The organism is Roseomonas acroporae (genome assembly GCF_023223525.1).
Classification (GTDB): Bacteria; Pseudomonadota; Alphaproteobacteria; order Acetobacterales; family Acetobacteraceae; genus Roseomonas_E; species Roseomonas_E acroporae.
Genome location: NZ_JALPRX010000001.1, coordinates 78693 through 102573, shown reverse-complemented (window position 1 = coordinate 102573; position 23881 = coordinate 78693). Strand labels below are relative to the sequence as shown.

The window sequence follows — 23881 nt, the reverse complement described above, 5'->3', positions numbered from 1 at the left end:
GCCCTCTAGAGCAGATCGTCGCCAGGGGAAATCCGCGGCATCGCGCCCGGCCATGCGCGGCATGCCGCCCTCCCCTTCTCCGGGGTTCCCTTTCCGGCTCCCGTGCTCGACCAGGAAACGCCGTGCCGCCAGTCCCTCACAGGCTCGACCTGCCCACGCCCGCCGGCGGCGACCGGCCGGGCAGGCGCCCCTGGGGCCGCCCCTGGGGCCGCCCCTGGAACCGTCCGCTGCGCCCGCTCGCGGCACTGCTGGACCTGCCCGCGCGGCTGCCCGACACGCGCCGGCCGACGCTGGTGCTGACGCTGCTCTGCGCCCTGCTCTGGCTCCCCGGCTTCTTCACCCTGCCGCCCGGCGACCGCGACGAGAGCCGCTTCGCCCAGGCGACGCGCCAGATGGTGGAGAGCGGCGACTACGTGCGCATCCGCTACGGCGAGACCGAGCGCAACAAGAAGCCCGCCGGCATCCACTGGGCGCAGGCCGCCGCGGTGCACGCCGTGGAGGCGCTGGGCATCGGGGACCGGACGCAGATCTGGCCCTACCGCCTGCCGAGCCTGCTCGGGGCGCTGGTGGCGGTGCTCGCCACCTTCCAGTTCGGCCGCACCCTGGTCGGGCGGCGCGCCGCCTTCCTCGGCGCCGCGATGCTGGCCAGCTCCCTGGTGCTGGTGGCCGAGGCGCACATCGCCAAGACCGACGCGGCGCTGCTCGCCACCATCGTGCTGGCGATGGGGCTGTTCGGCCGCGCCTACCTCCAGCCGGCGGCCTTCGGGCCGGGGGCGGCGGCCGGGTTCTGGCTCTCGCTCGGCGTCGGCATCCTGCTCAAGGGACCGATCGCGCCGATGGTGCCGCTGCTGGCCGGCATCACCCTGGCCGTGGCCGACCGCGCCTGGCGCCGCGACGCCCGCCCCGCCGCCAGCCGCGAGGGCGGCCGGACCGGCGGAGCGGGTCCCGGCCTGCCGGCGGCCGGGCGCGGCTCCTGGCTGCGGGCGCTGCGGCCGGGCTGGGGCGTCCCGCTGATGCTGCTGGCCGCCGCCCCCTGGTTCGTGGCGATCGGCATCGCCACGGGCGGGCGCTTCTTCTCGGAGGCGGTGGGCGGCGACATGCTCTCCAAGCTCGGCTCGGGCGAGGAGAGCCACTGGGGGCCGCCGGGCTACTACCTGCTGGCCTTCGCCGTGGCGGGCTTCCCCGGCGCCTGGATCGCGACGCGGGCGGCGCCCTCGGCCTGGCTGGCGCGGGCGCAGCCGCCGGTGCGGCTGCTGCTGGCCTGGGCGGTGCCGACCTGGCTGCTGTTCGAGGCCACCGCGACCAAGCTGCCGCACTACGTGCTGCCGGCCTACCCGGCGGTGATGCTGCTGGCGGCGCGCTGGGCGATGGACCCGCTGCGCCGCCCGGCGCCGCGCTGGCTGGGCTGGCTGGCGACCGCCGGGATGGTCGGCACGGCGCTGGCGCTCGGCCTCGCCGGGCCGCTGCTGCCGCGCCTCGTGGACGGGGAGGTGCTGCCGGCGGCGCTGCTGACCCTGCCCTTCGCCGGGCTGCTGCTCTGGGTGCTGCTGCGCGGCGCGCGGGGACGCGGCGGCCAGCGGGAAGGGTTGGGGCGGGAAGGGTTGGGGCGAGACTGGGCCAGCACGGCGATGGCCGGCGTGCTGCTGGCGATCCCGCTCTACGCCACGGTGCTGGAGCTGACCCTGCCGCGGCTGCGCATGGTGTGGGTGGCGCCCCGGGTCGCGGCGATGGTGCGCGACCATGTCGGCGCCCTGCCGGGCGACCGCTTCGCCGTGGTCGGCTTCCACGAGCCGTCGCTGATGTTCGCCATGGGCACGGGCACGCATCTGCTGGCGGATGGCGGGGCGGCGGCGCGCTTCCTAGCGGGCGGGCCGGGCCGGGTGGCGGCGGTGGCGGACCGGGCGCAGCCGGACTTCATGCGGGCGGTGGCGGCGCTCGGCCTGACGGTGCAGGAGATCGGCATGGTGCCCGGCATCAACTACTCGCGCGGCCGGCAGCTCGCGCTGGTGCTGTACCGGACGGCGCCGTAGGCGGGGCGGCAGCGTCGCGCATCGGGCGGGGATGGTCGCCGGCGCCGCTCCCGGCGCGCCTAGAGCATTTTCAAGCTGAGCGTCCTCGCTCAGCGGCTCGGAAAATGCGAAAAATCAAAAGGCTGGAGCCGTTCCGGCCTGATACAGTCAGGCTGGATCGGCTCTAGGCGCGTGCCGGTCCGCCGGCGTCGGACGCGGTGGCGGGCGGCGCGCCCGCGGCCCGGCCGCCGCGCCACGGCCCGCCGCTGGGCGGGCGGCGGGGCGCCTGCAAGCGGCAGGGCGCACCGTTCCGGCAGCGACGGACGCGGCGGCCCGGATCATCCCCAGGGACCGCGGCGCGGGCCGCCCGGCGCCCGCCCCCAGGGGGAGCCGGGCGAAGGGGTGGCCGGGTAGGACGGCCGACCACTCCCGTACCCGCCGCCCCTCCCCGACGCCTGGGCCTGCTGCCGCAGCGCCGCGATGCGGCTCTCCGTGGGCGGATGGGTGGAGAACAGATTGTCGAAGCGCAGCCCGGAGAGCGGGTTGATGATGAACATGTGGGCGCTGGCCGGATGCGCCTCGGCGGTCGGGTTGACGATGCCGTGCTTGAACTGCTCCAGCTTGCCCAGCGCCCCGGCCAGCCAGAGCGGGTTGCCGCAGATCTCGCCGCCCAGCCGGTCCGCCTCGTACTCGCGCGAGCGGCTGATCGCGGTCTGCACCAGCATCGCCGCGATCGGCGCCAGCACGATCATCAGGATCGCCCCGATCGGGCCGAAGGGCGAGCGGCGGCCGTCCTCGTCGCGGCCGCCGAACAGGAAGCCGAACTGCGCCAGCATGCCGATGGCGCCGGCCAGCGTCGCCGTCACCGTCATGATGAGGGTGTCGCGGTGCCTGATATGCGCCAGCTCGTGCGCCACCACCCCCGCAACCTCCTCCTCCGACATGCGGTCGAGCAGGCCGGTGTTCACCGCGACCGCGGCGTTCTCGGGGTTGCGGCCGGTGGCGAAGGCGTTGGGCTGGTCCTCGTGGATCACGTAGAGGGCCGGCATGGGCAGGCCGGCGCGCTGCGCCAGCGCCGCCACCATGTGGTAGAGGCGCGGCGCGCTCTCGGGCGAGATCGGCTCGGCGTTGTGCATGGAGAGCACGACGCGGTCGCTGTTCCAGTAGGCCCAGGCGTTGGTGGCGCAGGCGACCAGGAAGGCGATCACCATGCCCTGCCGCCCGCCCATCAGGTAGCCGACGCCCACGAACAGCGCCGTCATCCCGGCCAGCAGGATCGCGGTGCGCAGGTAGCCGTTCATCGTTCCTCCTTCCGCTCAGCCTTGTCCCGGTGGCCGCTGCCGTGCGTCGGGTCGCGCGGGGGCGGGCGACCCGGCCGTCGCCGCCGGTCATGCCCGCCGATGGTATCCGCCGGCACGGCACCGTCGGCACGGCACCTGGGGGGACTGTCGCGCGTTACTGCTTGTCCATGCCAGGGGGGACCCACCAGATGGCGCTCATGACGAATCACCTCAATGGCCCGCGGCGCGATCCGTCCGCCGGCTTCCTCGCGACCGGGTCGCACGCCATGTCCGATCCGCCGGCGCGGCCGCCCAACGACCCGACCGAGCCGCCGCCGCAGCTTCCCGGCCTGCCGCCGGTGGTGCCGCCGCAGCCGGTGCCGCCCGACATCCCGCCGCCGCCCACCACCCCGGAGCCGGACGTACCGCCCTCGCCGCAGGTGCCGCCGCCCGGCCACGACATGCCGCAGCCCGGCGACCCGAGCCCGCCGCCGGTCGGCGACCCGCCCTCGGAGGCGCCGGTCCGGCTGCACGAGAAGGCGCTGCCGCCCGAGGTCGGCGGCCCGGCCGGGCCGGAGCCGACGCGCTACGGCGACTGGGAGCGCAAGGGCCGGGTCAGCGACTTCTGAACCGGCGCGGGCGGCGGGGCTCCGGTCCCGTCGCCCGCCGGCGCCGCAACGGCGGCCGTGGCCCGGCCGTCCGGGCCGGGTAGCGCCGCCGCCTTGCCCGTCACGCCGGACGGCAGGGGAGAGGCTTCCCCGACGAGGCGCAGGGTCCGGGGCGAGGGCCCCGGGCGGGCCGCCCCGGGCGGGCCGATGGACGCCGCGCCCCAGGCTGTCAGAGGCAGGCTGTCAAAGGCTCTGCGCGCCGAAGGTGTCGCACTGGCGCGGGTCGCCGCTCTGCAGGCCGCGCCGGAACCAGTTCACGCGCTGCGCCGAGCTGCCGTGGGTGAAGCTCTCGGGCACGGCATAGCCCTGCGAGCGGCGCTGCAGCCGGTCGTCGCCCACGGCGCTGGCGGCGTTCATGCCCTGCTCGATGTCGCCCTGCTCCAGGATGTTGCGCTCGGCGTTGGCGCGCGCCGCCCAGACGCCGGCGTAGCAGTCGGCCTGCAGCTCCACCCTTACCGAAAGGGCGTTGCTGTCGGCCCGGTCCACGCGCTGGCGCAGCTCGTCCACACGCTGGAGGGTGCCGAGCTGGTTCTGCACGTGGTGCCCGACCTCGTGCGCGATCACGTAGGCACGGGCGAAATCGCCCGGGGCGCCGAGCCGCTCCTGCATCTCCCGGAAGAAGCCGAGGTCGATGTAGAGCTTCTGGTCCAGCGGGCAGTAGAACGGGCCGACCTGGGCCTGCGCCGTGCCGCAGCCGGACTGCGTCATGCCGGAATAGAGCACCAGCGTCGGGTCGCGGTACTGGCGGCCGGCCTGGCGGAACACGTCCTTCCAGACGTCCTCGGTCGAGCCGAGGATCTGCGCGACGAAGCGCCGGGCCGGATCCTCGGTGCCGCCGCCCTGCTGCTGGCCCGGGGCGCTGCCGGGCGGCGCGCGGCGGTCCACCTGCTGGGTCTGCGGGGCGGGCTCGTCGCCCGGCAGCAGCACCCTCGGGTCGACTCCGAGGAACAGGGCGATCAGCAGGATGGCGAGGCCGCCCAGCCCGCCGCCGATCGGGACGATGCCGCCGCGCGAGAAGCCGCCCGCCCCGCGCCGGTCCTCGACGTTGCCGCTCTCGCGCTCGCCTTCCAGACGCATCGCATCCCCCGATCCCTGCCGCCGCGCCCCGGCGGTGCCGTGCCTGTGATCCTCCCGGAACGCATGGGCATCGCCCCGGATGCAGGCCGCGGCGCCGGCGGCGCGCCGCCCGCCGCTGTAACCGCGCACGTTCCTGTCATATCCCTCCCTCGCCGCGCCCGTAAGTGGCGGCGCGGACGCTGTCCTCCGCGGCGGGCCGCGGCGGGAGTGGACGGTCGGCGGCGGGGCGATCCCCCTGGACAGGCCGGCGGCTGGCACGCGGCTTGCTGCCCTTGCCGGCCCTGCCCGTCGGAATCGCGGTCGGCGCCACGGCGGGTGGAATCGTCGGCATCGTGCGCAGCGAGGGCGGCGGGGCGGGCACCGGCACGGGGCCGGCCGCTCGCCGGGCCCCGGCGGATGGCGCCGGGCGGGCGGGGGCGGCGCTGGGAAAAGGACGACAGGACATGGCTGCACAACAAGCAGGCAGGCAGGCGCCCCGCCAGGGCCGCCGCCGATGAGCAGCACGCGCCCCTTCGCGGAGATACGCGACGTCGCGATGCGCTATGGCGGCGTCGAGGGCACGCTGGCGCTGCGCGGCACCACGATGATGGTGGAGAAGGGCGAGTTCATCGCCGTGGTCGGTCCCTCCGGCTGCGGCAAGAGCACGCTGATGCGCCTCGTCACCGGCCTGTGGCCGGCGACGGAGGGCAGCGTGATCGTGGCCGGGCGCGAGGTGGACCGCCCCCTCTCGATCGCCGGCATGGGCTTCCAGAACCCGACCATGCTGCCCTGGCGCACCATCCTGCAGAACGTGATGCTGCCGCTGGAGGTGGTGGAGCCGCACCGGCGGCGCCTGCGCGCCGAGCGCGCCGCCTACGAGGCGAAGGCGCGCGCCCTGCTCGCCTCGGTCGGGCTGGCGGGGTTCGAGAAGCGCTACCCCTGGCAGCTCTCGGGCGGCATGCAGCAGCGCGCCTCGCTCTGCCGCGCGCTGATCCACGACCCGCAGTTGCTGATGCTGGACGAGCCCTTCGGCGCGCTCGACATCTTCACCCGCGAGGATCTCTGGTCCGTCCTCCAGGACGTCTGGATCGAGCGCCGCCCGACCGTGATCCTCGTCACCCACGACCTGCGCGAGGCGGTCTATCTCGCCGACCGGGTGCTGGTGATGTCCTCCCGCCCCGGCCGCATCATCGCCGAGCAGGTCGTGCCCTTCGGCCGGCCGCGCCGGCTGGAGGACACCTACGCGCCCGCCTTCACCGACCTCGTGCACACGCTGCGCAACCAGATCGACGAGGCGCGCAAGGCGGCCCCGGCGGATGCGGAGAACCTGACCCATGCCGCTTGACCAGCCCGGCGCCACGCACGCGCTCAGCCCCGCCGCCGCCGCGCGGCTCGCCGCGCAGGTGGCCGCCGCCCGCCGCCGCCGGCGGCTGCAGAGCATGCTGCCCTGGCTCGTCACCATCGGCATGTTCGTGGTGTGGGAGATCGGCTGCCGCGTCTCCGGCGTGGCCGAGTTCATCCTGCCCGCCCCCTCCGCCATCGCCATGAGCATCGTCAAGTGGTGGTGGCCGCTGCTGGAGAATTCCTGGCAGACGCTGGTGACGACGGTGATCGGCTTCGCGCTGGCCATCGTGTTCGGCCTGCTGCTCGGCGTCGCCATCGGCTCCTCGGCGCTGCTCTACCACGGGCTGTATCCGCTGCTGATCGGCTTCAACAGCGTGCCCAAGGTGGCAGTGGTGCCGATCCTGGTGATCTGGTTCGGCATCGGCAGCGTGCCGGCCATCATCACCGCCTTCCTGATCTCCTTCTTCCCGATCGTGGTGAACGTCGCCACCGGCATCGCCACCGTGGAGCCGGAGCTGCGCGACGTGCTGCGCGCGCTGGGTGCGCGGCAGAGCGACATCATCCTCAAGGTGGGGCTGCCGCGCGCCATGCCCTACTTCTTCGCCTCGCTGAAGATCGCGATCACCGTCGCCTTCGTCGGCTCGATCATCGCCGAGACGGTGGCGGCGAATTCCGGCATCGGCCACCTGATGATGGTCGCCTCCTCGCGCTTCGACGTGCCGCTGGTCTTCGCCGGGCTGCTCGTGACCGGCGTCATGGGCGTGCTGATGTACGTGGTGGCGGTCGCGATCGAGAACCGCACCACGGGCTGGGCCATGCGCGGGCAGAACGACCAGCGTCTCGCCGTGGGGGGCTGAACGGCGGGGATGGGCGTGCGATAAGCGGGGGCGATTCGGGGCTCCGCCCCGGACCCCGCCAGGGAAGGCGCCGCCTTCCCTGGGCCCATCCGCCGCGGGGAGGGCTTTGCCCGCCCCGGCCCCCACCCGCCAGGGTCGAACGCATGCGTTCGACCAGGTTCCTGAACCTCCGCTGGCGTTCAGTCTCGACGGTTCGACCATCGAGGCCGAAAATCCGATGGGGGGTCCGGAGGGCTTCGCCCCCGGCGGGGTTCGAAGGGGCAGCACCCCCGAAGATCCCTTGGGCGGGGTCCGGGGCGGAGCCCCGGCCCTGGAGGAAGCAACGCCCCATGCAGCACTGGAAAGCCTCCGCCCTCGGCGGCCTGCTCGGCGGGCTGGCGATGTCCCTGGCCCTGCCCGGCCGGCGCGGCGTCACGCCGGTCGAGGAGGCCGGCCACCTCGCCGCCTCGGCCGGCTTCGGCCTCGCCTACGGCCTGCTGCGGCGGGAATTGCCGCCCGCCTCGCCGCTCGTCCTCGGCAGCCTCTACGGCGCCGGGCTCTACGCCGCCAACCTCGCCAGCGGCACGCCGCTGCTCGGCCTCGCCGAGGGCCGGCGCGGGGAGACGGCGCCCGCCCCGCCGGTGATGGCGGAGCGACTCGGCCTGCACATGCTCTACGGCATCGTCACCGCCCTGGCGGCGGACGAGCTGGAGAGCGGCCGGCGGCGCCGGCTGCGGCGCCAGCCTTCGATCTGACGCATTTCCCGAGTCGCCGGGTGAGGGACACCCGGCTTGAAAATGCTCCGGGCCGGCTCAGCGCGGCGGCACCTGCCCGAGCGGGAAGCTGCGCAGGTCGCGCGCGGCGGTGCGGAACACGGCGTCCTGCCGGTGCTGCCGCTGCGCCGCGAGCTGCGGCACGCGGCGCATCACGTACTCCCCGAGCGAAAGGGCGCTGACCCGCCGGTCCGCGTCCATCGCCGCGCGGCCGCTCAGCGCCTCGCGCACCGCGTAGGCGAAGACGCCGTTGCGGTCGTCGTAGCTGTCCAGCGCCTCCTGCGCCGAGGTGGAGGCGGCGAGCATGAAGCGCCCGGTCTCGTTGCCGACCGCGGCCAGGCTGTCCACGGTGATCTGGCCGGAATGGCAGGTATCGACGAACAGGAAGCCGTCCCGCGCGCGGATGCGGGCGAGGGCGGCGACCAGCGCGCCCTCGTCCAGCGCCTGCTGGCGCAGCACGGCGAAGGAGGAGGTGTCGCGCACGTCCGAGCCCAGGAACAGGAAGCGGTGGTCCGTGTCGGTCAGCACGCCGTGGCCGCCGACATAGAGCACGAAGGTGTCCTCGGGCTGCGCCTCGGCGGCGATGGCGGCCAGCGCGTCCAGCACGCCCTGCCGCGTCGCCTGCCCGTCGGTGAGGGTCGTGACCTTCACCTCGCGGTAGAGACCCTGGGCGGCGGCGCGCAGCGTGTCGCTCACGGTGCGGGCATCGGCCACGGCGTAGCGCAGGTTGAGCTGCGGGTTGGCATAGGTGTCGACGCCGACCGCCAGCACGAGGAGGCGGCCCGCGGAGACGGGCGCGTCGTAGTCCTCCGGCCGGCGCAGGTCGAGCGCCGGTCCCTGCGCGAACAGGGCCCGGTCGCCGGCGTAGAGGCGTGTCGCGAGCCGGTTCGGGCCGGGGTCGAGCGGCACCTCCACCGTCACCTCGCCGCCCTGGGCCGGCGTCTCCGCCCGCGCGGCGAGGCGGTCGTTCACCAGCACGTCCACCGGGCCGGTGCCGAGGCCGCGATCCTGCGCGGCGAAGGTCAGGCGCAGCGCGGTGGCGCCCTCCGGCAGGGCGGCGGCGTTCCAGCGCAGCGCCGTGCAGGTGTCGCCGCGCACCGCGCAGAGGCGCCGCCGCGCCAGCACCGGCTGCCGGCCGATGCGGCCGCGCACGTCGCCCAGCTCGGCCATGCGCTGCTGCGCCGGGCCGGCATCGCCGCGCAGCCGCGCCTGCACCGCGGCAGGCGTGTAGAGGGGCCGGTAGGCCTGGGCGAAGCTCGCCCATTCCGGGGTGCGCGAGCGGCCGGCGTTGAGGTGGAAGCCCACCAGGTCCTGCCCGCCCTCGGCGGCGTGGTCGAACAGCCCCTCGGGCGTCCACACCACCCAGCGCCGGCCGTCGGCGTGCACGAACAGCGCCGCGCGCTCGCGCAGGCCGCCCGCGCCCGGCTGCGGCGCGCCGGCGGGATCGAGCGGCAGGTCGTACCAGCGGATCGTGCCGTCGGCGAAGGCCGCCACCGCGACGGTGCCGACCACGGTGACGCCGAGCGCCGGGGCGGGCGCCAGCAGCGCGTCCACGGGCCGGCCGGCGGCGTCGAACAGGCGCAGATGCGTGTCGGTGCCGAGCAGGACGCCGGCATCCCCCCCGCCTCCCCCGGGCAGCAGCGCCGCCGAGCGGGAGAACTCGCCCTCGCCCAGCATCAGCGGGGCGTTGCCCAGGCGCGGCCGGTTGGTGTCGCGCCAGCCCGACAAGGGCAGCCGGGGACTTTCCGTGCGGGCCGGCACGAAGGGGCCGGCGAAGTTCGGCGCGAGCAGGGCCGGGCCGGGCGGGGCGGATGCGTTGCCCGCGAGGCCGGGCAGGCCGGCGCCGGGTCGAGCCGCCGGGGCCTGCCCGGCCTCGGGCACCACCACGCCCCGTTCGCCGCCGGTCACCACCACGCCCCGCCGCCCCCCGGAGTCCTTGTCGCCGGCGCCCGCCGGGAGGGCGGCGGGTGGGCCAGGAGAGATCGGAGCGGGGGAGATCGGACCGGGAGAGAGCGGGCGGGGACCGGCCGGGACGGCGACGGGCGGCGCGCCCGGGGGCGGCGCGGCAGGCGTGCCGGCGGCCTGCGGCGGCGTGGGCGGGGCGCCGGCCTCGGTGCCGAGCTGGCGGCTGGCGGCGTCGAACACCAGCGGCGGCGCGTCGGCGCGCAGCGCGAAGCGCACCCGCAGCCCGTCCGGGGAGACGGCCAGGGCGAGGCCGGTGTTGCGGAAGTCGGCGGCCGGCGAGGCGGGCGCCAGCGCCACCGTGCCGTCGCCGGCGATCCGGCCCCAGCCCGGGTCCAGCGCCGCATAGGCGACCCCACCCCCGGGCAGCGGCAGCAGGTGCGCGATGCTGTCGCGCGCGGCCACGACGTCGCTGCCGGCGCCGAGGCCGAAATCCGTCCATCGGCGCACCACGAAGGCGCCCGGCCCGGTGCGGGCGTAGCCGGCGGCGTAGAGCTGCACCCCGCCCCGGCCGTCCGCCGCCCAGGCGACGCCGGGGAAGCCCTCGCCCTGCAGCCGGCCGGGGTCCGGCACCAGCACGGTGCGCAGGTCGGTGGCCGACAGGATCTCGACGCGCAGCCGGTTCTCGTAGCCAAGGGCGACCAGCGCGCCGTCGGGCGAGAAGGCGATGCCGTAGGGAATGGCGCCGGGCAGCGGGGCCCGCTCCGCCAGCCTGCGTCCGTCCGGGCCGTAGAGGCGCACCCGGCCGTCGGCGCTGCTGGTCACGAGGCGGCCGGCGGGGTCGAAGGCGACCATCCGCACCGGGCCGCCATAGCCGGCATCGTCGAACACCGGGGCGCCGTCGGCCGTGTTCCAGACCCGCAGTCCCGCCCTGCCCTTCAGCCCGGCGGCGAGCCGGCTGCCGTCCGGGGAGACGGCGAGGTGCTCCACCGGCGCCGGCAGGCCGGTGAAGCGCGCGGTGAGGCGGCCGGTGGCCGTGTCGAAGCGGTAGATCGCGAAGGTGCCGTCCCAGCTCTGGCCGGTGAAGCCGGCGGCGTAGGCGGTGGCGCCGTCCGGGCTCAGCGCCACGGCGTAGAGCTCGCCCTCGACGCCCGGCCCGATCGGCGGCCGCAGCACGCCGCGCGGGGCGCCGTCCGGCAGCGACCAGAGCCGCACCGTCTTGTCGGCCGAGGCGCTGGCGAGAAGGTGGCCCGACGCATCCGTCGCCAGCCGCGAGACCGCGGCGGTGTGGGCGCCGGCCTCCAGCCGCAGGAAGGGCTGGGCCGGCGCGTCGGCGAGGCGCGGCGGCGCGGCAGCGGGCGCCGTGCCGGCCGCTGCCGGCGCGGATTGCGGGCCGGGCTGGCTCGCGCCCGGCTGCGTCGCCTGCGGCGCCGTCTGGTAGGGGTTGCCGGGCGCGACGCCGCGGCGTCCGGCGGGCTGCGCCCCGGCCTCGCCGCCCGGCAGCGACGGCGCCGACACCAGGGCCAGCACCAGGGCCAGCCGGGCCGCGAGGTGGGACGCCGCGGCCCCGCGCATCGCCGCGCCTCCGCCGGTCAGGCCGGCGCCAGCTCGAAGCCGCCGCCCGCGATGGCGGTCTGGGCCGTGCTGACGCTGTCGCTGAAATTGTCGCGCCGGACGATGGTGCTGGCGGCCAGGGTCCGCACGTCGCTGTTCTGCGCGGCCGGCGGCGGCGCGGCCGCGCGCATCGAGGCGCCGCGCGCGCCGAAGGCCTGGGAGGCCGGCACGTAGCCGCGCTGGCCGTCGGGCAGCACCACCATGGCGTAGCCGCCGGCCGCCGGCTTGACCTGCACGGACTGGCGCGCCGTGACCTGCCCGATCTCGGGGGCGCGCGGATCCGGGCGCAGGCGCAGCGCCACGGGCTGGGCGGTGACCAGCGTCACCATCGGGCGGCCGCCGGCACCGTAGCGGCTGGCCACCTGCGCCTTGGTGCCGGGGGCCACGCTCTCGACCGCCGTGTCGAATTCGGCGCCGCGCGTGCCGATGCGCTCGTTGATGGACTGGGCGAGCTGCAGGTCGCGCTGGGCGCGGCCGCGCACCACCGCCATCGCCGCCTCCGCCTGGGCGCGCGGGATGCGGCCGGAACGGTAGTCGGCGCGGATCTGCTGCGCCTGCCCGAAGCGGCAGTCCATGAGCTGGTCGAAGGCGATCTGCGTCTTCTCCAGCTCGCCCACCTCCCGGTAGAGGTCGCCGGCGATGCTGGCGTTCAGCGCCGCCTGGTCCTGCGCCTGCCGCTGCCGCGCCGCGAGGTAGCCGCCGACGCCGCCCGCGACGCCGCCCGCCGCCGCGCCGATCGCGGCGCCGCGCCAATTGCCGGAGGCGAGGCCGCCGATCAGGCCGCCCACCACCGCGCCGGTGACGGCGCCCTTGACGATGTCCTCGCCGAAGAAATTGCCGGTCGAGTCGAGCGCCACCAGCTGGGGCCGGCAGGCATCGGTGCCGTCATCCGCGCCGATGCGCTGCATCTGCGTGGTGCAGCCGGCCACCAGGATGGCGGTCGCGGTCAGCATGGCGGTACCCCGGCGCAGGGCGGACGGGGTGGTGTGCGACGGCATGCTACGCTCCCCAGAACGGCAACCTATTGTAACTTCGAGAAACTTACAGATCGATTGACAACGCCGCAAGACGGGCTCGAAACGAGCCGCCCGCGATCGGAGCGGGTCCTGGACGGGGCGGCGGGCGGGGCGGCCGCCCTCCCCCGCGCCTGACGGTCCCACCCACCGACCGCCACCAGGGCCGGGCGGGAGCGCGGCCCGCCCCCGGCCGGCCCGAGCACTTCCGGCAGCGCACCGGTGCGGGCCGTGAGACGGGCGCCGCCGGCGGCGCGGCCTGCCCGGGCAAGCCGCTGGGCAAGGCCCGATCGCCTCGCCTAACCTCCGTGCCGATGCAGGCGGCCGCCCCCTCGGCGGGCCGCGCCGAATCCGGAGACCGACGATGACGACGCGTAGGCAGACCCTCGGCGCCATGCTCGCCGCCGGCGCGGGCGTGGCCGGCTTGGCCCCCCGCATCTCGCTCGCCCAATCGGGGCCCTCGTCGGGCACGGTGCGCATCGCCGTAGCCGGCCCGATGACCGGCCAGTACGCCGCCTTCGGCGCGCAGATGAAGGCGGGCGCCGAGCAGGTGGTGGAGGACCTCAACAAGGCGGGCGGCGTGCTCGGCCAGCGCATCGCGCTGGAGGTGGGCGACGATGCCTGCGACCCGCGCCAGGCAGTCTCGCTCGCCAACCAGCTCGCCAGCCGCGGCGTGAGGATGGTGGCCGGGCACTTCTGCTCCGGCTCCTCGATCCCGGCGAGCAAGGTCTACGCCGAGGAGGGGATCCTGCAGATCAGCCCCGCCTCCACCAACCCGGTCTTCACCGACCAGGGCGGCTGGAACACCTTCCGCACCTGCGGCCGCGACGACCAGCAGGGCCAGGTGGCCGGCAAGTACATCGCCGAGCATTTCCGCGGCAAGAAGGTGGCCATCCTCCACGACAATTCGGCCTACGGCAAAGGGCTGGCGGACGAGACCAGGAAGGCGCTGAACGCGGCCGGGACGACCGAGACGCTCTACGCCGCCTACACGCCGGGCGAACGCGACTACAGCGCCATCGTCTCGCGCATGAAGGCCGCCGGCATCGAGGTGATCTACATCGGCGGCTACCACACCGAGGCCGGGCTGATCCTGCGCCAGGCCAAGGAGCAGGGGATGAACGTCACCCTGATCGGCGGCGACGCGCTGGTGACCAACGAGTTCTGGCAGATCACCGGCGGCGCCGGCGAAGGCACGCTGATGACCTTCTCCTCCGACCCGCGCAAGCGCCCCTCGGCGGCCGAGGTGGTGGCGCGCTTCAAGGCGAAGGGCATCGATCCCGAGGGCTACACCCTCTACACCTACGCCGCGGTGCAGATCTGGGCGCAGGCGGCGACCAAGGCCAACAGCACCCAGCCGCGCCAAGTGGCGCAGGCCATCAAGGCCGGCGGCCCCTGGAACACCGTGCTCGGGCCGGTCTCCTTCGACGCCAAGGGCGACGTCACCGTGCCGGACTACGTGTTCTACATCTGGCGCAACGGCTCCTACGCCGAGATGAGCTGAACGCGCCGGCGCCGGGAGGCCGGGAGGGAGAGCCCGCGGGGAGGCGCGGCGTGGCGCCCGCGGCCCGCGCCCGTTCCCGGCCGGGCGGCAACCGCTGCGGCGGGGGATCAGCTCCGGCGGACATCCCCCTGTTAACACAGGATGTTGTCCGGCCGTTCCGTTGCGCGGACGCGCCATGCTTTGACCCTGCCGGTGCGGCTGGTAGTGTCCGCCGCCCGACGGGCTCGCGAAGCGGTCGCCGGAACGCGGCTCCGCCAGCGGGGCCCGCCGCCGACAACGCCTGGCCCGATACCCGCCCCGGACGCCCCGCCACCGATGCCCCGCATTGACCGCTACATCCTGCGCCAGCTCCTGGTCTCGCTGTTCGCCGTGACGGTGGGACTGGCGGCGCTGGTGTGGCTGACGCAGTCGCTCCGCTTCATCGAGCTGGTGCTCGACCGCGGCCTCTCGCTGGCCGTGTTCGTCGAGCTGACCTCGCTGATGCTGCCGAGCTTCTTCGCGGTGATCCTGCCCATCACCACCTTCGTGGTGGCGCTGTTCTGCTACATCCGCCTCGCCGCCGACCGCGAGCTCGTGGTGATGCGCGCGGCGGGGCTGTCGCAGTGGCGGCTCTCCCGCCCGGTGCTGGCGCTGGCGCTGCTCTCGACCCTGCTCTGCTACGGGCTGAACCTCTGGCTGGTGCCGATCAGCCACACCGCCTTCCGCACCTGGCAGTACGAGATCCGCAACCAGATGGCGGCCATCCTGCTGCAGGAGGGCGTGTTCTCCTCGGTGGGCGGCGACCTCACCGTCTACGCGCGGCGGCGCGACCGCGACGGCACCCTGCACGGCATCCTGGTGCACGACGCGCGCGACCGCGGCAACCCGGTCACCATCCTGGCCGAGGCGGGGCGCATCGCCTCGACGCCGCAGGGCCCGCGCGTGACGCTGATCAACGGCGTGCGCCAGCAGGTGGAGCGCGTGGCGCCCCCCGCCGGCTCGCCGCCCGGCACGCCCGCGACCTCGCGCCTCTCCTCGCTCAGCTTCGCCGAGAACACGGTGGACCTGGCCCGCGCCACCCGCTCCGAGGAGACGCGCAACCGCGATTCGCGCGAGCGCAGCCTCGACGAGCTGTTCAACCCCGATCCCGCCGAGCGGCTGCCGCAGCGCGACATCGACAAGTACCGCGCCGAGGGCCACCAGCGCCTTTCCGCCCCGCTCACCGCCATCTCCTTCGCCATGGTGGCGCTGGCCGTGTCGCTGACCGGCGGCTTCCGCCGCCACGGCGGTGCGCTGCGCATCGCGGCGGGGGTGCTGATCGTGGTCGGGCTGCTCGCGCTCGGCCTGGCGGTCGGCAACCTCGCGGCGAAGCGGCCGACGCTGATTCCGCTGATCTGGCTGCACGCGATCGCCCCCGGCCTCGTCGCGGCCTGGTGGGTGGCGGGCGCCCCCGGCGTGCCCCGCCGCGCGCCGCGCCGGCCGCAGCCGTCGGCCGGTTTCGCCGGAACGGCGCCCGGCGCGGAGTCGGCGGTCCAGGGCGGCAGGAGCGGGGTGACGGCGATGGGCCGGGCATGAACATCGCCGGCACGCTGTCGCTCTACGTCGCCCGCCGCTTCGCCGGCATGGCCTTCGCCATGCTGGCGGCGCTGACCGGCCTCGTCGCCCTGTTCGACTTCATCGAGCTGCTGCGCCGCTCCGCGACGCGGCCGGACGCCAGCTTCGCGCTGGTCACCGCCATCGCCGCCATGCGCCTGCCCTTCGTGGCGATGCAGATCCTGCCCTTCGCGCTGCTGCTGGGCGGCATCGTCGCCTTCTGGCGGCTGACGCGCTCCTCGGAGCTGATCGTGGCGCGCGCCGCCGGCATCTCCGCCTGGGGCTTCCTGGCCGGCCCGGTGCTGGTCGCGATCGCCTTCGGCATCGCCGCCACCACCCTGGTCTCGCCCCTCTCCTCGGTGCTGCTGGCGCGGGCGGAGCGGCTGGACGCCGCCTACCTGCGCAGCGGCGGCGGCATGACGGCGCTGGCGGGCGGCAAGCTCTGGCTCCGCCAGGCGGATGCCGGGCTCGACCCGCACGGCGTCGCCATCCTCAGCGGCCGGCCGGCGCCGCGGCCGGGCCGGCAGGCCGGCACGGCCTCGGGCTTCGTGCTGAACGACGTCAGCGTCTGGCGCCTTTCGCCCGGCGACCAGCCGCTGGAGCGGATCGAGGCGCCGGTGGCGCGGCTCTACGGCGGCCGCTGGGAGCTGGAGGACGCGACCGTGTTCGGCGCGACGCGCACCGGCGTCGCGCAGGCGCGCATCGTCCTGCCCACCGACCTCACGCCGGACCGGATCGAGGAAAGCTTCGCGACGCCGGACACGCTGAGCTTCTGGACCCTGCCCGCCTTCATCGGCGTGCTGGAGGCGGCCGGCTTCTCGGCGGTCCGCCACCGGCTGCACTTCCAGAGCCTGCTGGCGCTGCCGCTGCTGGCCGCCTGCATGGCGCTGCTCGCCGCCGGCTTCTCCATGCGCTCGACCCGGCGCGGCGGCGTCGCGCAGATGATCGCGGCCGGCGTCGCCGCCGGCTTCGCCCTGTTCGTGCTCGACAAGGTGTCGGACGAGCTGGGCGAGGCGGGCACCCTGCCCGTGGTGCTCGCCGCCTGGGCCCCTTCCGTCGCCGGCCTGCTGCTGGCCCTGACCCTGCTGCTGCACCTCGAGGATGGCTGAGACCATGCGCGCGGACGCCACTGCACCTTCCCGCGCCGCCATGCCCGCGGACCTTCCCGGCCGCGTCCGCCGGGCGCTGCGCTGCGACGCCGCGCCGGCGCGCCGGCGCGGGCGGCTCATCCTGGCGGGCTGCCTGTGCGCCGGCATGGCCGTGCCGCTGGCCGGCCCGTCCGGCACGGCCAGGGCGCAGGGCATCGACGCGGCGACCGCCGGCGTCGCCGCGCCGCCCGCCGCGCCCGCCACGCCGCCCCCCCGCCCCGGCGGCCTTCCCGGCGGCGGCCCGATCGGCGCCGCCGTGGGCGGGGCGCGCGCCCCGGCCGACCGCAACAGCCCGGTCACCTTCACCGCCGACGAGGTGCAGTACGACCGCGAGGCGGGCGTGGTCACCGCGCGCGGCCATGTCGAGGCGTGGCAGGGCGAGCGCATCCTGCGCACCGACGAGTTCACCTACAACCGTAACACCGGCGTCGCCACGGCGCGCGGCCACGTCCAGCTCATGGAGCCGGACGGGCAGGTGCTGTTCGCCGACTACGCCGAGCTGACCGGCGACATGAAGGAGGGCGTGCTGGAGGGGCTGCGCGGCCTGCTCGCCGCCAACGGCCGCGTCGCCGCCAACGGCGCGCGCCGGCACGGCGGCACCGTCACCGACTTCGCCCGCGTGGTCTATTCCTCCTGCGACCTGTGCCGGGAGGACCCGATGCGCGCGCCGCTCTGGCAGGTGCGCGCGCGTGTGGCCAGCCACGACCAGGAGGCGCACCGCATCGAGTACCGCGACGCCACGGTGCAGTTCGCGGGCATCCCGACCTTCTACACGCCCTACCTCTCGCACCCCGACCCCTCGACGCCGCGCGCCTCGGGCTTCCTGTTCCCCACCTTCGGCTACACGCGCTTCCTCGGCGCCTTCGCCGAGACGCCCTACTACTGGGCGATCGACGACGCCCAGGACCTGACGATCGCGCCGATCTTCGCGACCGACGTGCCGCCGAGCCTCTCGCTCGAATACCGGCGCCGGTTCAACTTCGGCGAGATCCAGGCCCAGGGCTCGATCGCCTACCTGCGCACCAACGACATCTCGGGCTACTCCAACGGCGCGCCGGGGCTGAACGGGCACATCTTCGCCAAGGGCCGCTTCACCCTCGACGAGAACTGGCGCGCGGGCTTCGACGTCAACCGCGCCTCCAACGAGCTCTACCTGCGCATCTACCGCTTCGGCGCCCGGCCGGTGCTGCCCACCGTGATCTACACGGAGGGCTTCTGGGACACCTCGGCCTACGCCCGCATCGACATGCGCGCCTACCAGGGCCTGCGCCCGCAGGTCGACCTGACCCGCAACACGCCCTACGTGCTGCCCAACGCCTACTACGAGCGGCAGATGGCGGCGGACCGCATCGGCGGGCGGCTGACCTGGGACGTCAGCGCGCTCAACGTGCTGCGCGACAGCGGCGCCGACACGCGCCGCCTGGCCGGGCGCCTCAACTACAGCCTGCCGCGCACCGACAACGCGGGCGGGCTGTGGAACTTCCAGGCGCAGATCGACACGCGCGGCTACTGGGCGCAGGGGCAGGCCGCGGATCCGGTCGACCTGCCGCGCGCCAACGGCACCAACGGCGACGCCATCCCGCGCCTCGCCGTGGACTGGCGCTGGCCGCTCGCCCGCAGCGCCGGCGAGTACGGCACCCAGATCATCGAGCCGCACGTGCAGCTCGTCACCGGCCCCAACACCGGCGCGCAGCGCAACCGGCCGAACGAGGACAGCATCGACCTCGAATTCACCGATGCCAACCTCTTCGCCCTCAACCGCTTCACCGGCCGCGACCGGCTGGAGGGCGGCAGCCGCGTCGACGCCGCCTTCCGCGGCGCCTGGCTGTTCCCCAATGGCGGGCAGATCGAGGGGCTGGTCGGCCGCTCCTTCCGCTTCCACCGGGACTCCACCTTCTTCGAGGGCTCGGGGCTGGAGGGCCGCTCCTCGGACACGGTGGCGCGCGCCACCCTCTCGCCGGTGCCCTGGCTCTCGCTGATCGGCCGCGCCCGCTTCGACAACGACACCTGGAACACCAACTTCACCGACGTCTCGGCCAACGTGCAGATGGGCAATGTCGGCCTGAGCGGCGGCTACCTGCTGACCCCTTCCCTTCCCTACCTGACGCCCACCGGCAAGCCGCGCGAGGAGGTCTCGGCGGGCATCAACACCCGCATCGGGCGCTGGACCTTCGGGGCCACGGGCCGCTATGGGATCGCCATCTCCCGGCCCGTCTCGGCCTACGTCTCGGCCCTGTACGAGGACGAGTGCTTCATCCTCGACCTGCGCTACCTCCGGCGCTTCGCCGAGGACCCGTCGAACGGCCGGCAATACGCCTCGAACACGCTGCTGCTGTTCCGCATCGGCCTCAAGACCATCGGCGACTTCGGCTTCCGGGCCCTCTGAGCCCGGGCCGGACGCCCAACCGAAACGCCCTCCCACACGCCCCGCCCACGAAAGACCACCCCCTGCCATGCCGAGCGCCCCGCCCCCCACCCGTCCGGCCCCTTCCCGACCGGCCCCGCCGCGCGCCGCGCTCGCCCCCCCCAACCTGCTCGCCTCCAATGCGCTCGCCGCGGCGCTCGCCGCCGCACTCGCCGTCGTCCTGCCGGGCCAGGCCCTCGCGCAGCCCGGCCCGCCGCCGGGCGCCTCCCGCGCGGCGCCGCCGGGGGGGAGCCAGGGGGGAGCGCCCGGTGCCCACAACGGCCGCCCCCAGGCCGGCCCGCGCGGCACCGCCGCCGGCCCGGCGCCGGACATGTCGGGGGCCAACCGCATCGTCGCCGTGGTCAACGGCGACGTGGTCAGCCGCGCCGACGTGGACAGCCGCCGCCGCCTCTTCGCGCTGAACGCCGGCCTGCAGGCCTCGCCCGAGGTGCTGAACCGGCTCAACGCCCAGGTGACCCGCCTGCTGGTGGACGAGCGCCTGCGCATGCAGGAGATCCAGCGCCGCCGCATCCCGGTGATGGACGAGGACGTGGCCGACGCGGTGGCCGACGTGGAGCGGCGCAACGGCCTGCCGCCCGGCGGCCTCGTCGCCCAGATCCGCGCCGCCGGCGCCGAGCCGCGCGTCTTCTTCGACCAGATCCGCGTGCAGATCGGCTGGGCGCGGCTGATCCGCGCCATGCTCGGCGAGCAGGCCAACCCCTCCGAGGCCGAGGTGCGCGACCTGCTCGCCTCCATCCGCGCCCGCACCGGCCAGCCCGAGTACCAGGTCTCCGAGATCTTCGTCCCCCTCGACACGCCGGGCGGCGAGGCCGAGCTGCGCCGCTTCGTGGACGACATCGTGAGCCAGCTCCGCTCCGGCACGCCCTTCGCCGTGGTCGCCACGCAGTTCTCCCAGGCGCAGACCGCGCTCTCGGGCGGCGATCTCGGCTGGGTGCAGCCCTCCAACCTCGACACCGAGGTGGCGCGCATCGTCTCGCAGATGCCGGTGGGCGCGATCAGCAACCCGATCCGCGTCCCCGGCGGCTTCCAGATCGTCGGCCTGCGGCAGAAGCGGCTGGTCGGGCGCGACGACGCCACCATCATGAGCATGCGCCAGGCCTTCTGGCCCTTCAGCGCGCCGCTCGACCCGCAGAACCCGACCGAGCAGCAGATCGCCGTCGTCAACCGCGCCAAGGCGATGCAGAACACCGCCACCTGCGACCAGGTGGACGCCGCCAACCGCGCCGCCGGCAATGTCCGCCCGAGCGACCCGGGCGAGGTGCGGCTGGAGTCGATCAACCCGCCGCCGCTGCGCCAGCTCCTGGCCGGGCTGCCGATCAACAAGGCGTCGCAGCCCATCATCTCGCAGGACGGCGTGATGGTGATCGCCGTCTGCTCGCGCGAGACCCGCAACCTCGCCGAGGTGACGCCGGACCAGGCGCGCACCCAGCTCGTGCGCGACCGGGCCGAGAACGTCTCGCGCCAGCTCCAGCGCGACCTGCGCCGCCGCGCGCAGATCGAGATGCGCGGCTCCTGAGACCGGGCCGTTGACCGGGCTGTTGACCGGGCCGTTGACCGGGCGGCGCGGCACCGGGGCGCTGCCCCGGGTCCCGGCGCGGGGGCGTCGCCCCTCCGCGCTTCCCGCCGGGGGCGAAGCCCCCTGGCCCCCCTCCGGACCGGATCCGGACCGGCGGCGGTGACGGATTCGATCCGCGACACCATGCTGCGGCACGGCATCGAGCCGCGCCGCTCGCTCGGCCAGCACTTCCTGCTCGACCCCGGCCTGTGCGCCCGCATCGCGGCGCTGGCGGGGGAGATGGCGGGGCGGCAGGTGCTGGAGGTCGGGCCGGGGCCGGGCGGGCTGACCCGCGCCCTGCTCGCCACGCCGGCCGCGCACGTCCTGGCGGTGGAGCTGGACCGGCGCGCCGTCGCGGCGCTCGCCGAGCTGGAGGCGGCGCATCCGGGGCGCCTGCGCGTGCTGGAGGCGGACGCGCTGACGGTGGACGCGGCCGCGCTGCTGCCCGCGCCGCGCCGGATCGTCGCCAACCTGCCCTACAACGTCGGCACGCCGCTGCTGGTGGGCTGGCTGCGGCGGGCGGCCGATTTCGAGTCGATGACGCTGATGTTCCAGCAGGAGGTCGCCGAGCGGATCGTGGCGCCGCCGGACAGCGAGGCCTATGGCCGGCTCGGCGTGCTGGCGCAGTGGCGCTGCGAGGCGACGATGCTGCTGCGGCTGCCGCCCGGCGCCTTCACGCCGCCGCCCAAGGTCTGGTCCGCCGTGGTCGGCCTGGTGCCGCGCCCCGAGGCGCCGTCGCCCGCGTTGTTCCGCGCGATGGAGCGGCTGACGGCGGCGGCCTTCGGCCAGCGGCGCAAGATGCTGCGCTCGGCGCTGAAGCCGCTCGGCGAGCCGCAGGCGCTGCTGGCGGCGGCCGGCATCGCCGGCGAGCGGCGGGCGGAGACGCTCTCGGTGGCCGAGTTCGATACGCTGGCCCGCGCGCTGCTGGCGCGCGGCTGAGGAGGGGCACCATGGTGGTGCGCGGGGTGTTGCCTGGAGCGGAACGCGGTCCGGTTGCGGCTGCGTTCCGCTCCCTCTCGTCGTTTTCCGCGCGGCTTCGCGCCTCCGGGCCTGGCCGGCCGCCGGCGATCCGCTCCAGGGCCAGCATCGGGCTGTGCCGGGCGGCGACGTTGCTGCTGCTGGGCGGGGCGCTGGTCCAGCCCGGCCTCGCCGCCGGCGGCGAGGCGCCGGCCGGGCAGCCGGTCGCCGCGCCGGCGGACCGGCCGGCGGGCGCGGACCTGCCCGAGGCGCCGGAGCCGGCGCCGAGGCCGGCATCGCCGCCGGAACGGGCGGCGGGGTCGGCCGAACCGGCGGCGACGCCGGCCGAGGCCGCGCCGGCACGTGCGCCGCTGTCGCCGGCGGCCACGCCGGAGGCACGGCCGCCACGGGCGCGCCGATCCGAGGTGGCGGCGCCGAGCCCGTCGCCGGAACCCGCCGCCCCCCTTCCGCCTGCCGACGCCGCCGCGCCCCGCGCCACCGAGCCGGGCATGGCGGCGCCCGACAGCGCGGCGGCCCGTCCGGCGCCGCCACCCGCATCGCCCCAGGCACCCGCCTCGGCGGCGCCCCTCGCGGCGTCCCAGCCACCTTCCCCCGCCGGGCCGACGGCCGCCCCCGCGTCGGGTGGCGGCAACGGGGCACCGACGCCCGCCTCGGCGGCGGCCCCGCCCGCTGCCGACGCGTCCGGCGCCGCCGACGCGCCGCCGGCACCGACGGAGGTGCCGCCGCCCGCGACCGCCGGCCCCACGACGGCCGATCTGGTGCAGGAAGGCCGGCAGCTCCTCGCCGGCCCACGGCGCAACCCGAAGCGGGCCTGCGACCTGTTCGAGCAGGCGGCCAACCGCGACGACCCCGAGGCGCAGCGCCTGACCGGCGACTGCCTCGCGCGCGGCCAGGGCGGCCGACGGCGCGACATGGCGCGCGCGGTCGGCTGGTACCGGCGCGCGGCCGCCGCCGGGCACATCCCGGCGCTCTGCCCGCTGGGGCTGGCCTATCTCGAGGGCAGCGGCGTCGGCCGCGACCCGGCGCAGGGCCTCGCCCTCTGCCGCACCGCCGCCGAGGCCGGCGACGCCGACGCGCAGGCGGAGCTGGGCCGGCGCCTGCACGAGGGCCGTGGCGTGGCGCGCGAGCCGGCCGAGGCGGTACGCTGGCTGGAGGCGGCGGCGGCCCAGGGACGCGGCGAGGCCGCCATGCTGCTCGGCCGCATGTACCGGGTGGGCGACGGCGTGGCGCGCGACGACGCGGCGGCGGAGCGCTGGTGGCAGGCGGCGGCCGAGGCGGGCCAGAGCCGCGCCCCCTTCCTGCTCGGCAGCCACTTCTACATGCGCGTCTTCCAGGGACCGCAATTCGACATGGCCGCCGCCCGCTCGGCCGAGCACTGGCTTTCGGTGGCGATGCGGACGGAGCCGGAGCGGGACGGCCGCGAGGCCGCCGCCGGGCTGCGCAGCCAAGTGCTCGCCATGATGGCCCAGGCCACGCCGCCCGCCGACCCGGCGCCCCAGCCGGGCGGACCGACCGCCAATGCCGCCGGCGCTGCCGCCAATGCCGCCGCTGGTGCCGCCGCCGGGACGGCAGGCGCTGCGGCCGGCGCCGCCGCGGCACGCGGTCCGGGCGCGCCGGCGAGCCCCGCCAGGACGGCGGGCGCGGCGCCGCCGGCGGCGGCTCCCGGCCCCCGCGGTACCTCCGATGGCCCACCACCCGGCGGCGCGGCCCGCATGGCCTCGCCGCCCCGCGAGGCCCCGGGAAACGCGCCCGGTTCCGCCCCCGCGACGGCGACGCCGGCGCCGTCCGCCGATCCGGCGCCCGGACCGGCGCCGCCTGCCGTCCGCGGCGCGGAGACCCCACCGCGCGGGAACCGGGCGGACCGGAACAGGCCGGCCCGCCGGGAAGCCTCGGAGCCCCGTCGGGAGGAGCGGCGCGGCCGGGCCGAGCGCGAGGACAGGCCGCGCGCCACCGACCGGGACCGGACCGGGGAAGGCAACAGGGACCGGACCAGGAACCGGGCCAACGATCGGACCAGTGATCGGGCCAGCGATCGGGCCGAAGATCGGGAACGGGATCGCGAGCGCAGCCGCGAGCGGGATCGGGAGCGGCGGCGCGAGGAGGGCGGCCGGAATGCGGGACGGGAGGAACCGCGCGCCGGCACGCGCCCCGCCCCGGCCGCGAAGCCCGCCTCGCCCTGACCCCGCCATGGCGCCGGGAGCGCC

The 23881-nt window shown here is 76.0% G+C and carries 16 protein-coding genes; 12 read left to right on the top strand and 4 right to left on the bottom strand.

Annotated elements, in window-relative coordinates:
* The first annotated feature begins 122 nt into the window (after positions 1 to 122).
* Complete coding sequence (locus M0638_RS00475) at positions 123 to 2030, top strand: ArnT family glycosyltransferase (RefSeq protein ID WP_248664970.1); 1908 nt, start codon at positions 123 to 125, stop codon at positions 2028 to 2030.
* 317 nt (positions 2031 to 2347) lie between these two features.
* Here the strand turns inward: M0638_RS00475 and htpX are convergent, their stop codons facing one another.
* The gene (htpX, locus tag M0638_RS00470) at positions 2348 to 3310 is read right to left on the bottom strand and encodes a zinc metalloprotease HtpX (protein WP_248664969.1); all 963 of its coding nucleotides are present in this window, start codon (positions 3308 to 3310) and stop codon (positions 2348 to 2350) included.
* Positions 3311 to 3507: 197 nt separating this feature from the next.
* Between htpX and M0638_RS00465 the strand changes: the two genes are divergently transcribed.
* Positions 3508 to 3918: a DUF1674 domain-containing protein gene (locus M0638_RS00465; RefSeq protein WP_248664968.1), complete on the top strand. Its 411-nt coding sequence runs from the start codon at positions 3508 to 3510 to the stop codon at positions 3916 to 3918.
* A 222-nt stretch (positions 3919 to 4140) separates the two neighbouring features.
* Here M0638_RS00465 and ypfJ read toward each other — a convergent pair whose 3' ends face one another.
* The gene (gene ypfJ / locus M0638_RS00460) at positions 4141 to 5034 is read right to left on the bottom strand and encodes a KPN_02809 family neutral zinc metallopeptidase (RefSeq protein WP_248664967.1); all 894 of its coding nucleotides are present in this window, start codon (positions 5032 to 5034) and stop codon (positions 4141 to 4143) included.
* Between the two features lie 493 nt (positions 5035 to 5527).
* Here ypfJ and M0638_RS00455 point away from each other — a divergent pair, with 493 nt between their 5' ends.
* The 3 genes from M0638_RS00455 (at position 5528) to M0638_RS00445 (ending at position 7948) form a co-directional block, all read left to right on the top strand.
* Positions 5528 to 6358, top strand: a complete 831-nt coding sequence (locus M0638_RS00455) for an ABC transporter ATP-binding protein (RefSeq protein ID WP_248664966.1) — start codon at positions 5528 to 5530, stop codon at positions 6356 to 6358.
* Entirely contained in the window at positions 6348 to 7214 is an 867-nt protein-coding gene (locus tag M0638_RS00450) for an ABC transporter permease (RefSeq protein ID WP_248664965.1), read from the top strand. The genes M0638_RS00455 and M0638_RS00450 overlap by 11 nt, the downstream gene beginning before the upstream one ends.
* Positions 7215 to 7543: 329 nt before the next feature.
* Positions 7544 to 7948, top strand: a complete 405-nt coding sequence (locus tag M0638_RS00445) for a hypothetical protein (protein WP_248664964.1) — start codon at positions 7544 to 7546, stop codon at positions 7946 to 7948.
* A gap of 57 nt (positions 7949 to 8005) precedes the next feature.
* On the opposite strand, the gene M0638_RS00440 is transcribed toward M0638_RS00445, so the two are convergent.
* Positions 8006 to 11443: a caspase family protein gene (locus M0638_RS00440; protein ID WP_248664963.1), complete on the bottom strand. Its 3438-nt coding sequence runs from the start codon at positions 11441 to 11443 to the stop codon at positions 8006 to 8008.
* Between the two features lie 17 nt (positions 11444 to 11460).
* On the bottom strand, positions 11461 to 12480 hold the full coding sequence (locus M0638_RS00435) for a YMGG-like glycine zipper-containing protein (RefSeq protein ID WP_248664962.1): 1020 nt from the start codon (positions 12478 to 12480) through the stop codon (positions 11461 to 11463).
* A 379-nt stretch (positions 12481 to 12859) separates the two neighbouring features.
* On the opposite strand from M0638_RS00435, the gene M0638_RS00430 reads away from it, so the two are divergent.
* The 7 genes from M0638_RS00430 to M0638_RS00400 all read left to right on the top strand — a co-directional run bounded on the left by M0638_RS00430 (position 12860) and on the right by M0638_RS00400 (position 23857).
* Entirely contained in the window at positions 12860 to 13999 is a 1140-nt protein-coding gene (locus tag M0638_RS00430; protein ID WP_248664961.1) for a branched-chain amino acid ABC transporter substrate-binding protein, read from the top strand.
* A 315-nt stretch (positions 14000 to 14314) separates the two neighbouring features.
* Complete coding sequence (gene lptF / locus M0638_RS00425) at positions 14315 to 15553, top strand: LPS export ABC transporter permease LptF (RefSeq protein ID WP_248664960.1); 1239 nt, start codon at positions 14315 to 14317, stop codon at positions 15551 to 15553.
* Positions 15550 to 16680: an LPS export ABC transporter permease LptG gene (lptG, locus tag M0638_RS00420; protein WP_248664959.1), complete on the top strand. Its 1131-nt coding sequence runs from the start codon at positions 15550 to 15552 to the stop codon at positions 16678 to 16680. Before lptF ends, lptG begins: the two co-directional genes overlap by 4 nt.
* Positions 16681 to 16684: 4 nt before the next feature.
* Positions 16685 to 19105, top strand: coding sequence for an LPS-assembly protein LptD (locus M0638_RS00415; protein ID WP_248664958.1), 2421 nt, complete (start codon positions 16685 to 16687; stop codon positions 19103 to 19105).
* Positions 19106 to 19172: 67 nt separating this feature from the next.
* Positions 19173 to 20660 carry a peptidylprolyl isomerase gene (locus M0638_RS00410; RefSeq protein ID WP_248664957.1) on the top strand — a complete coding sequence of 496 codons (1488 nt, stop codon included), beginning with the start codon at positions 19173 to 19175 and terminating at the stop codon, positions 20658 to 20660.
* 183 nt (positions 20661 to 20843) lie between these two features.
* Positions 20844 to 21638, top strand: a complete 795-nt coding sequence (gene rsmA, locus M0638_RS00405; RefSeq protein WP_248664997.1) for a 16S rRNA (adenine(1518)-N(6)/adenine(1519)-N(6))-dimethyltransferase RsmA — start codon at positions 20844 to 20846, stop codon at positions 21636 to 21638.
* Between the two features lie 170 nt (positions 21639 to 21808).
* On the top strand, positions 21809 to 23857 hold the full coding sequence (locus M0638_RS00400) for a tetratricopeptide repeat protein (RefSeq protein WP_248664956.1): 2049 nt from the start codon (positions 21809 to 21811) through the stop codon (positions 23855 to 23857).
* Positions 23858 to 23881 lie beyond the last annotated feature (24 nt).

Coding starts and splice junctions, on each gene's coding strand:
- htpX (WP_248664969.1), bottom strand. CDS start 3,310: ATGAACGGCTACCTGCGCACCGCGATCCTGCTGGCCGGGATGACGGCG.
- M0638_RS00465 (WP_248664968.1), top strand. CDS start 3,508: ATGACGAATCACCTCAATGGCCCGCGGCGCGATCCGTCCGCCGGCTTC.
- ypfJ (WP_248664967.1), bottom strand. CDS start 5,034: ATGCGTCTGGAAGGCGAGCGCGAGAGCGGCAACGTCGAGGACCGGCGC.
- M0638_RS00455 (WP_248664966.1), top strand. CDS start 5,528: ATGAGCAGCACGCGCCCCTTCGCGGAGATACGCGACGTCGCGATGCGC.
- M0638_RS00450 (WP_248664965.1), top strand. CDS start 6,348: ATGCCGCTTGACCAGCCCGGCGCCACGCACGCGCTCAGCCCCGCCGCC.
- M0638_RS00445 (WP_248664964.1), top strand. CDS start 7,544: ATGCAGCACTGGAAAGCCTCCGCCCTCGGCGGCCTGCTCGGCGGGCTG.
- M0638_RS00440 (WP_248664963.1), bottom strand. CDS start 11,443: ATGCGCGGGGCCGCGGCGTCCCACCTCGCGGCCCGGCTGGCCCTGGTG.
- M0638_RS00435 (WP_248664962.1), bottom strand. CDS start 12,480: ATGCCGTCGCACACCACCCCGTCCGCCCTGCGCCGGGGTACCGCCATG.
- M0638_RS00430 (WP_248664961.1), top strand. CDS start 12,860: ATGACGACGCGTAGGCAGACCCTCGGCGCCATGCTCGCCGCCGGCGCG.
- lptF (WP_248664960.1), top strand. CDS start 14,315: ATGCCCCGCATTGACCGCTACATCCTGCGCCAGCTCCTGGTCTCGCTG.
- lptG (WP_248664959.1), top strand. CDS start 15,550: ATGAACATCGCCGGCACGCTGTCGCTCTACGTCGCCCGCCGCTTCGCC.
- M0638_RS00415 (WP_248664958.1), top strand. CDS start 16,685: ATGCGCGCGGACGCCACTGCACCTTCCCGCGCCGCCATGCCCGCGGAC.
- M0638_RS00410 (WP_248664957.1), top strand. CDS start 19,173: ATGCCGAGCGCCCCGCCCCCCACCCGTCCGGCCCCTTCCCGACCGGCC.
- rsmA (WP_248664997.1), top strand. CDS start 20,844: ATGCTGCGGCACGGCATCGAGCCGCGCCGCTCGCTCGGCCAGCACTTC.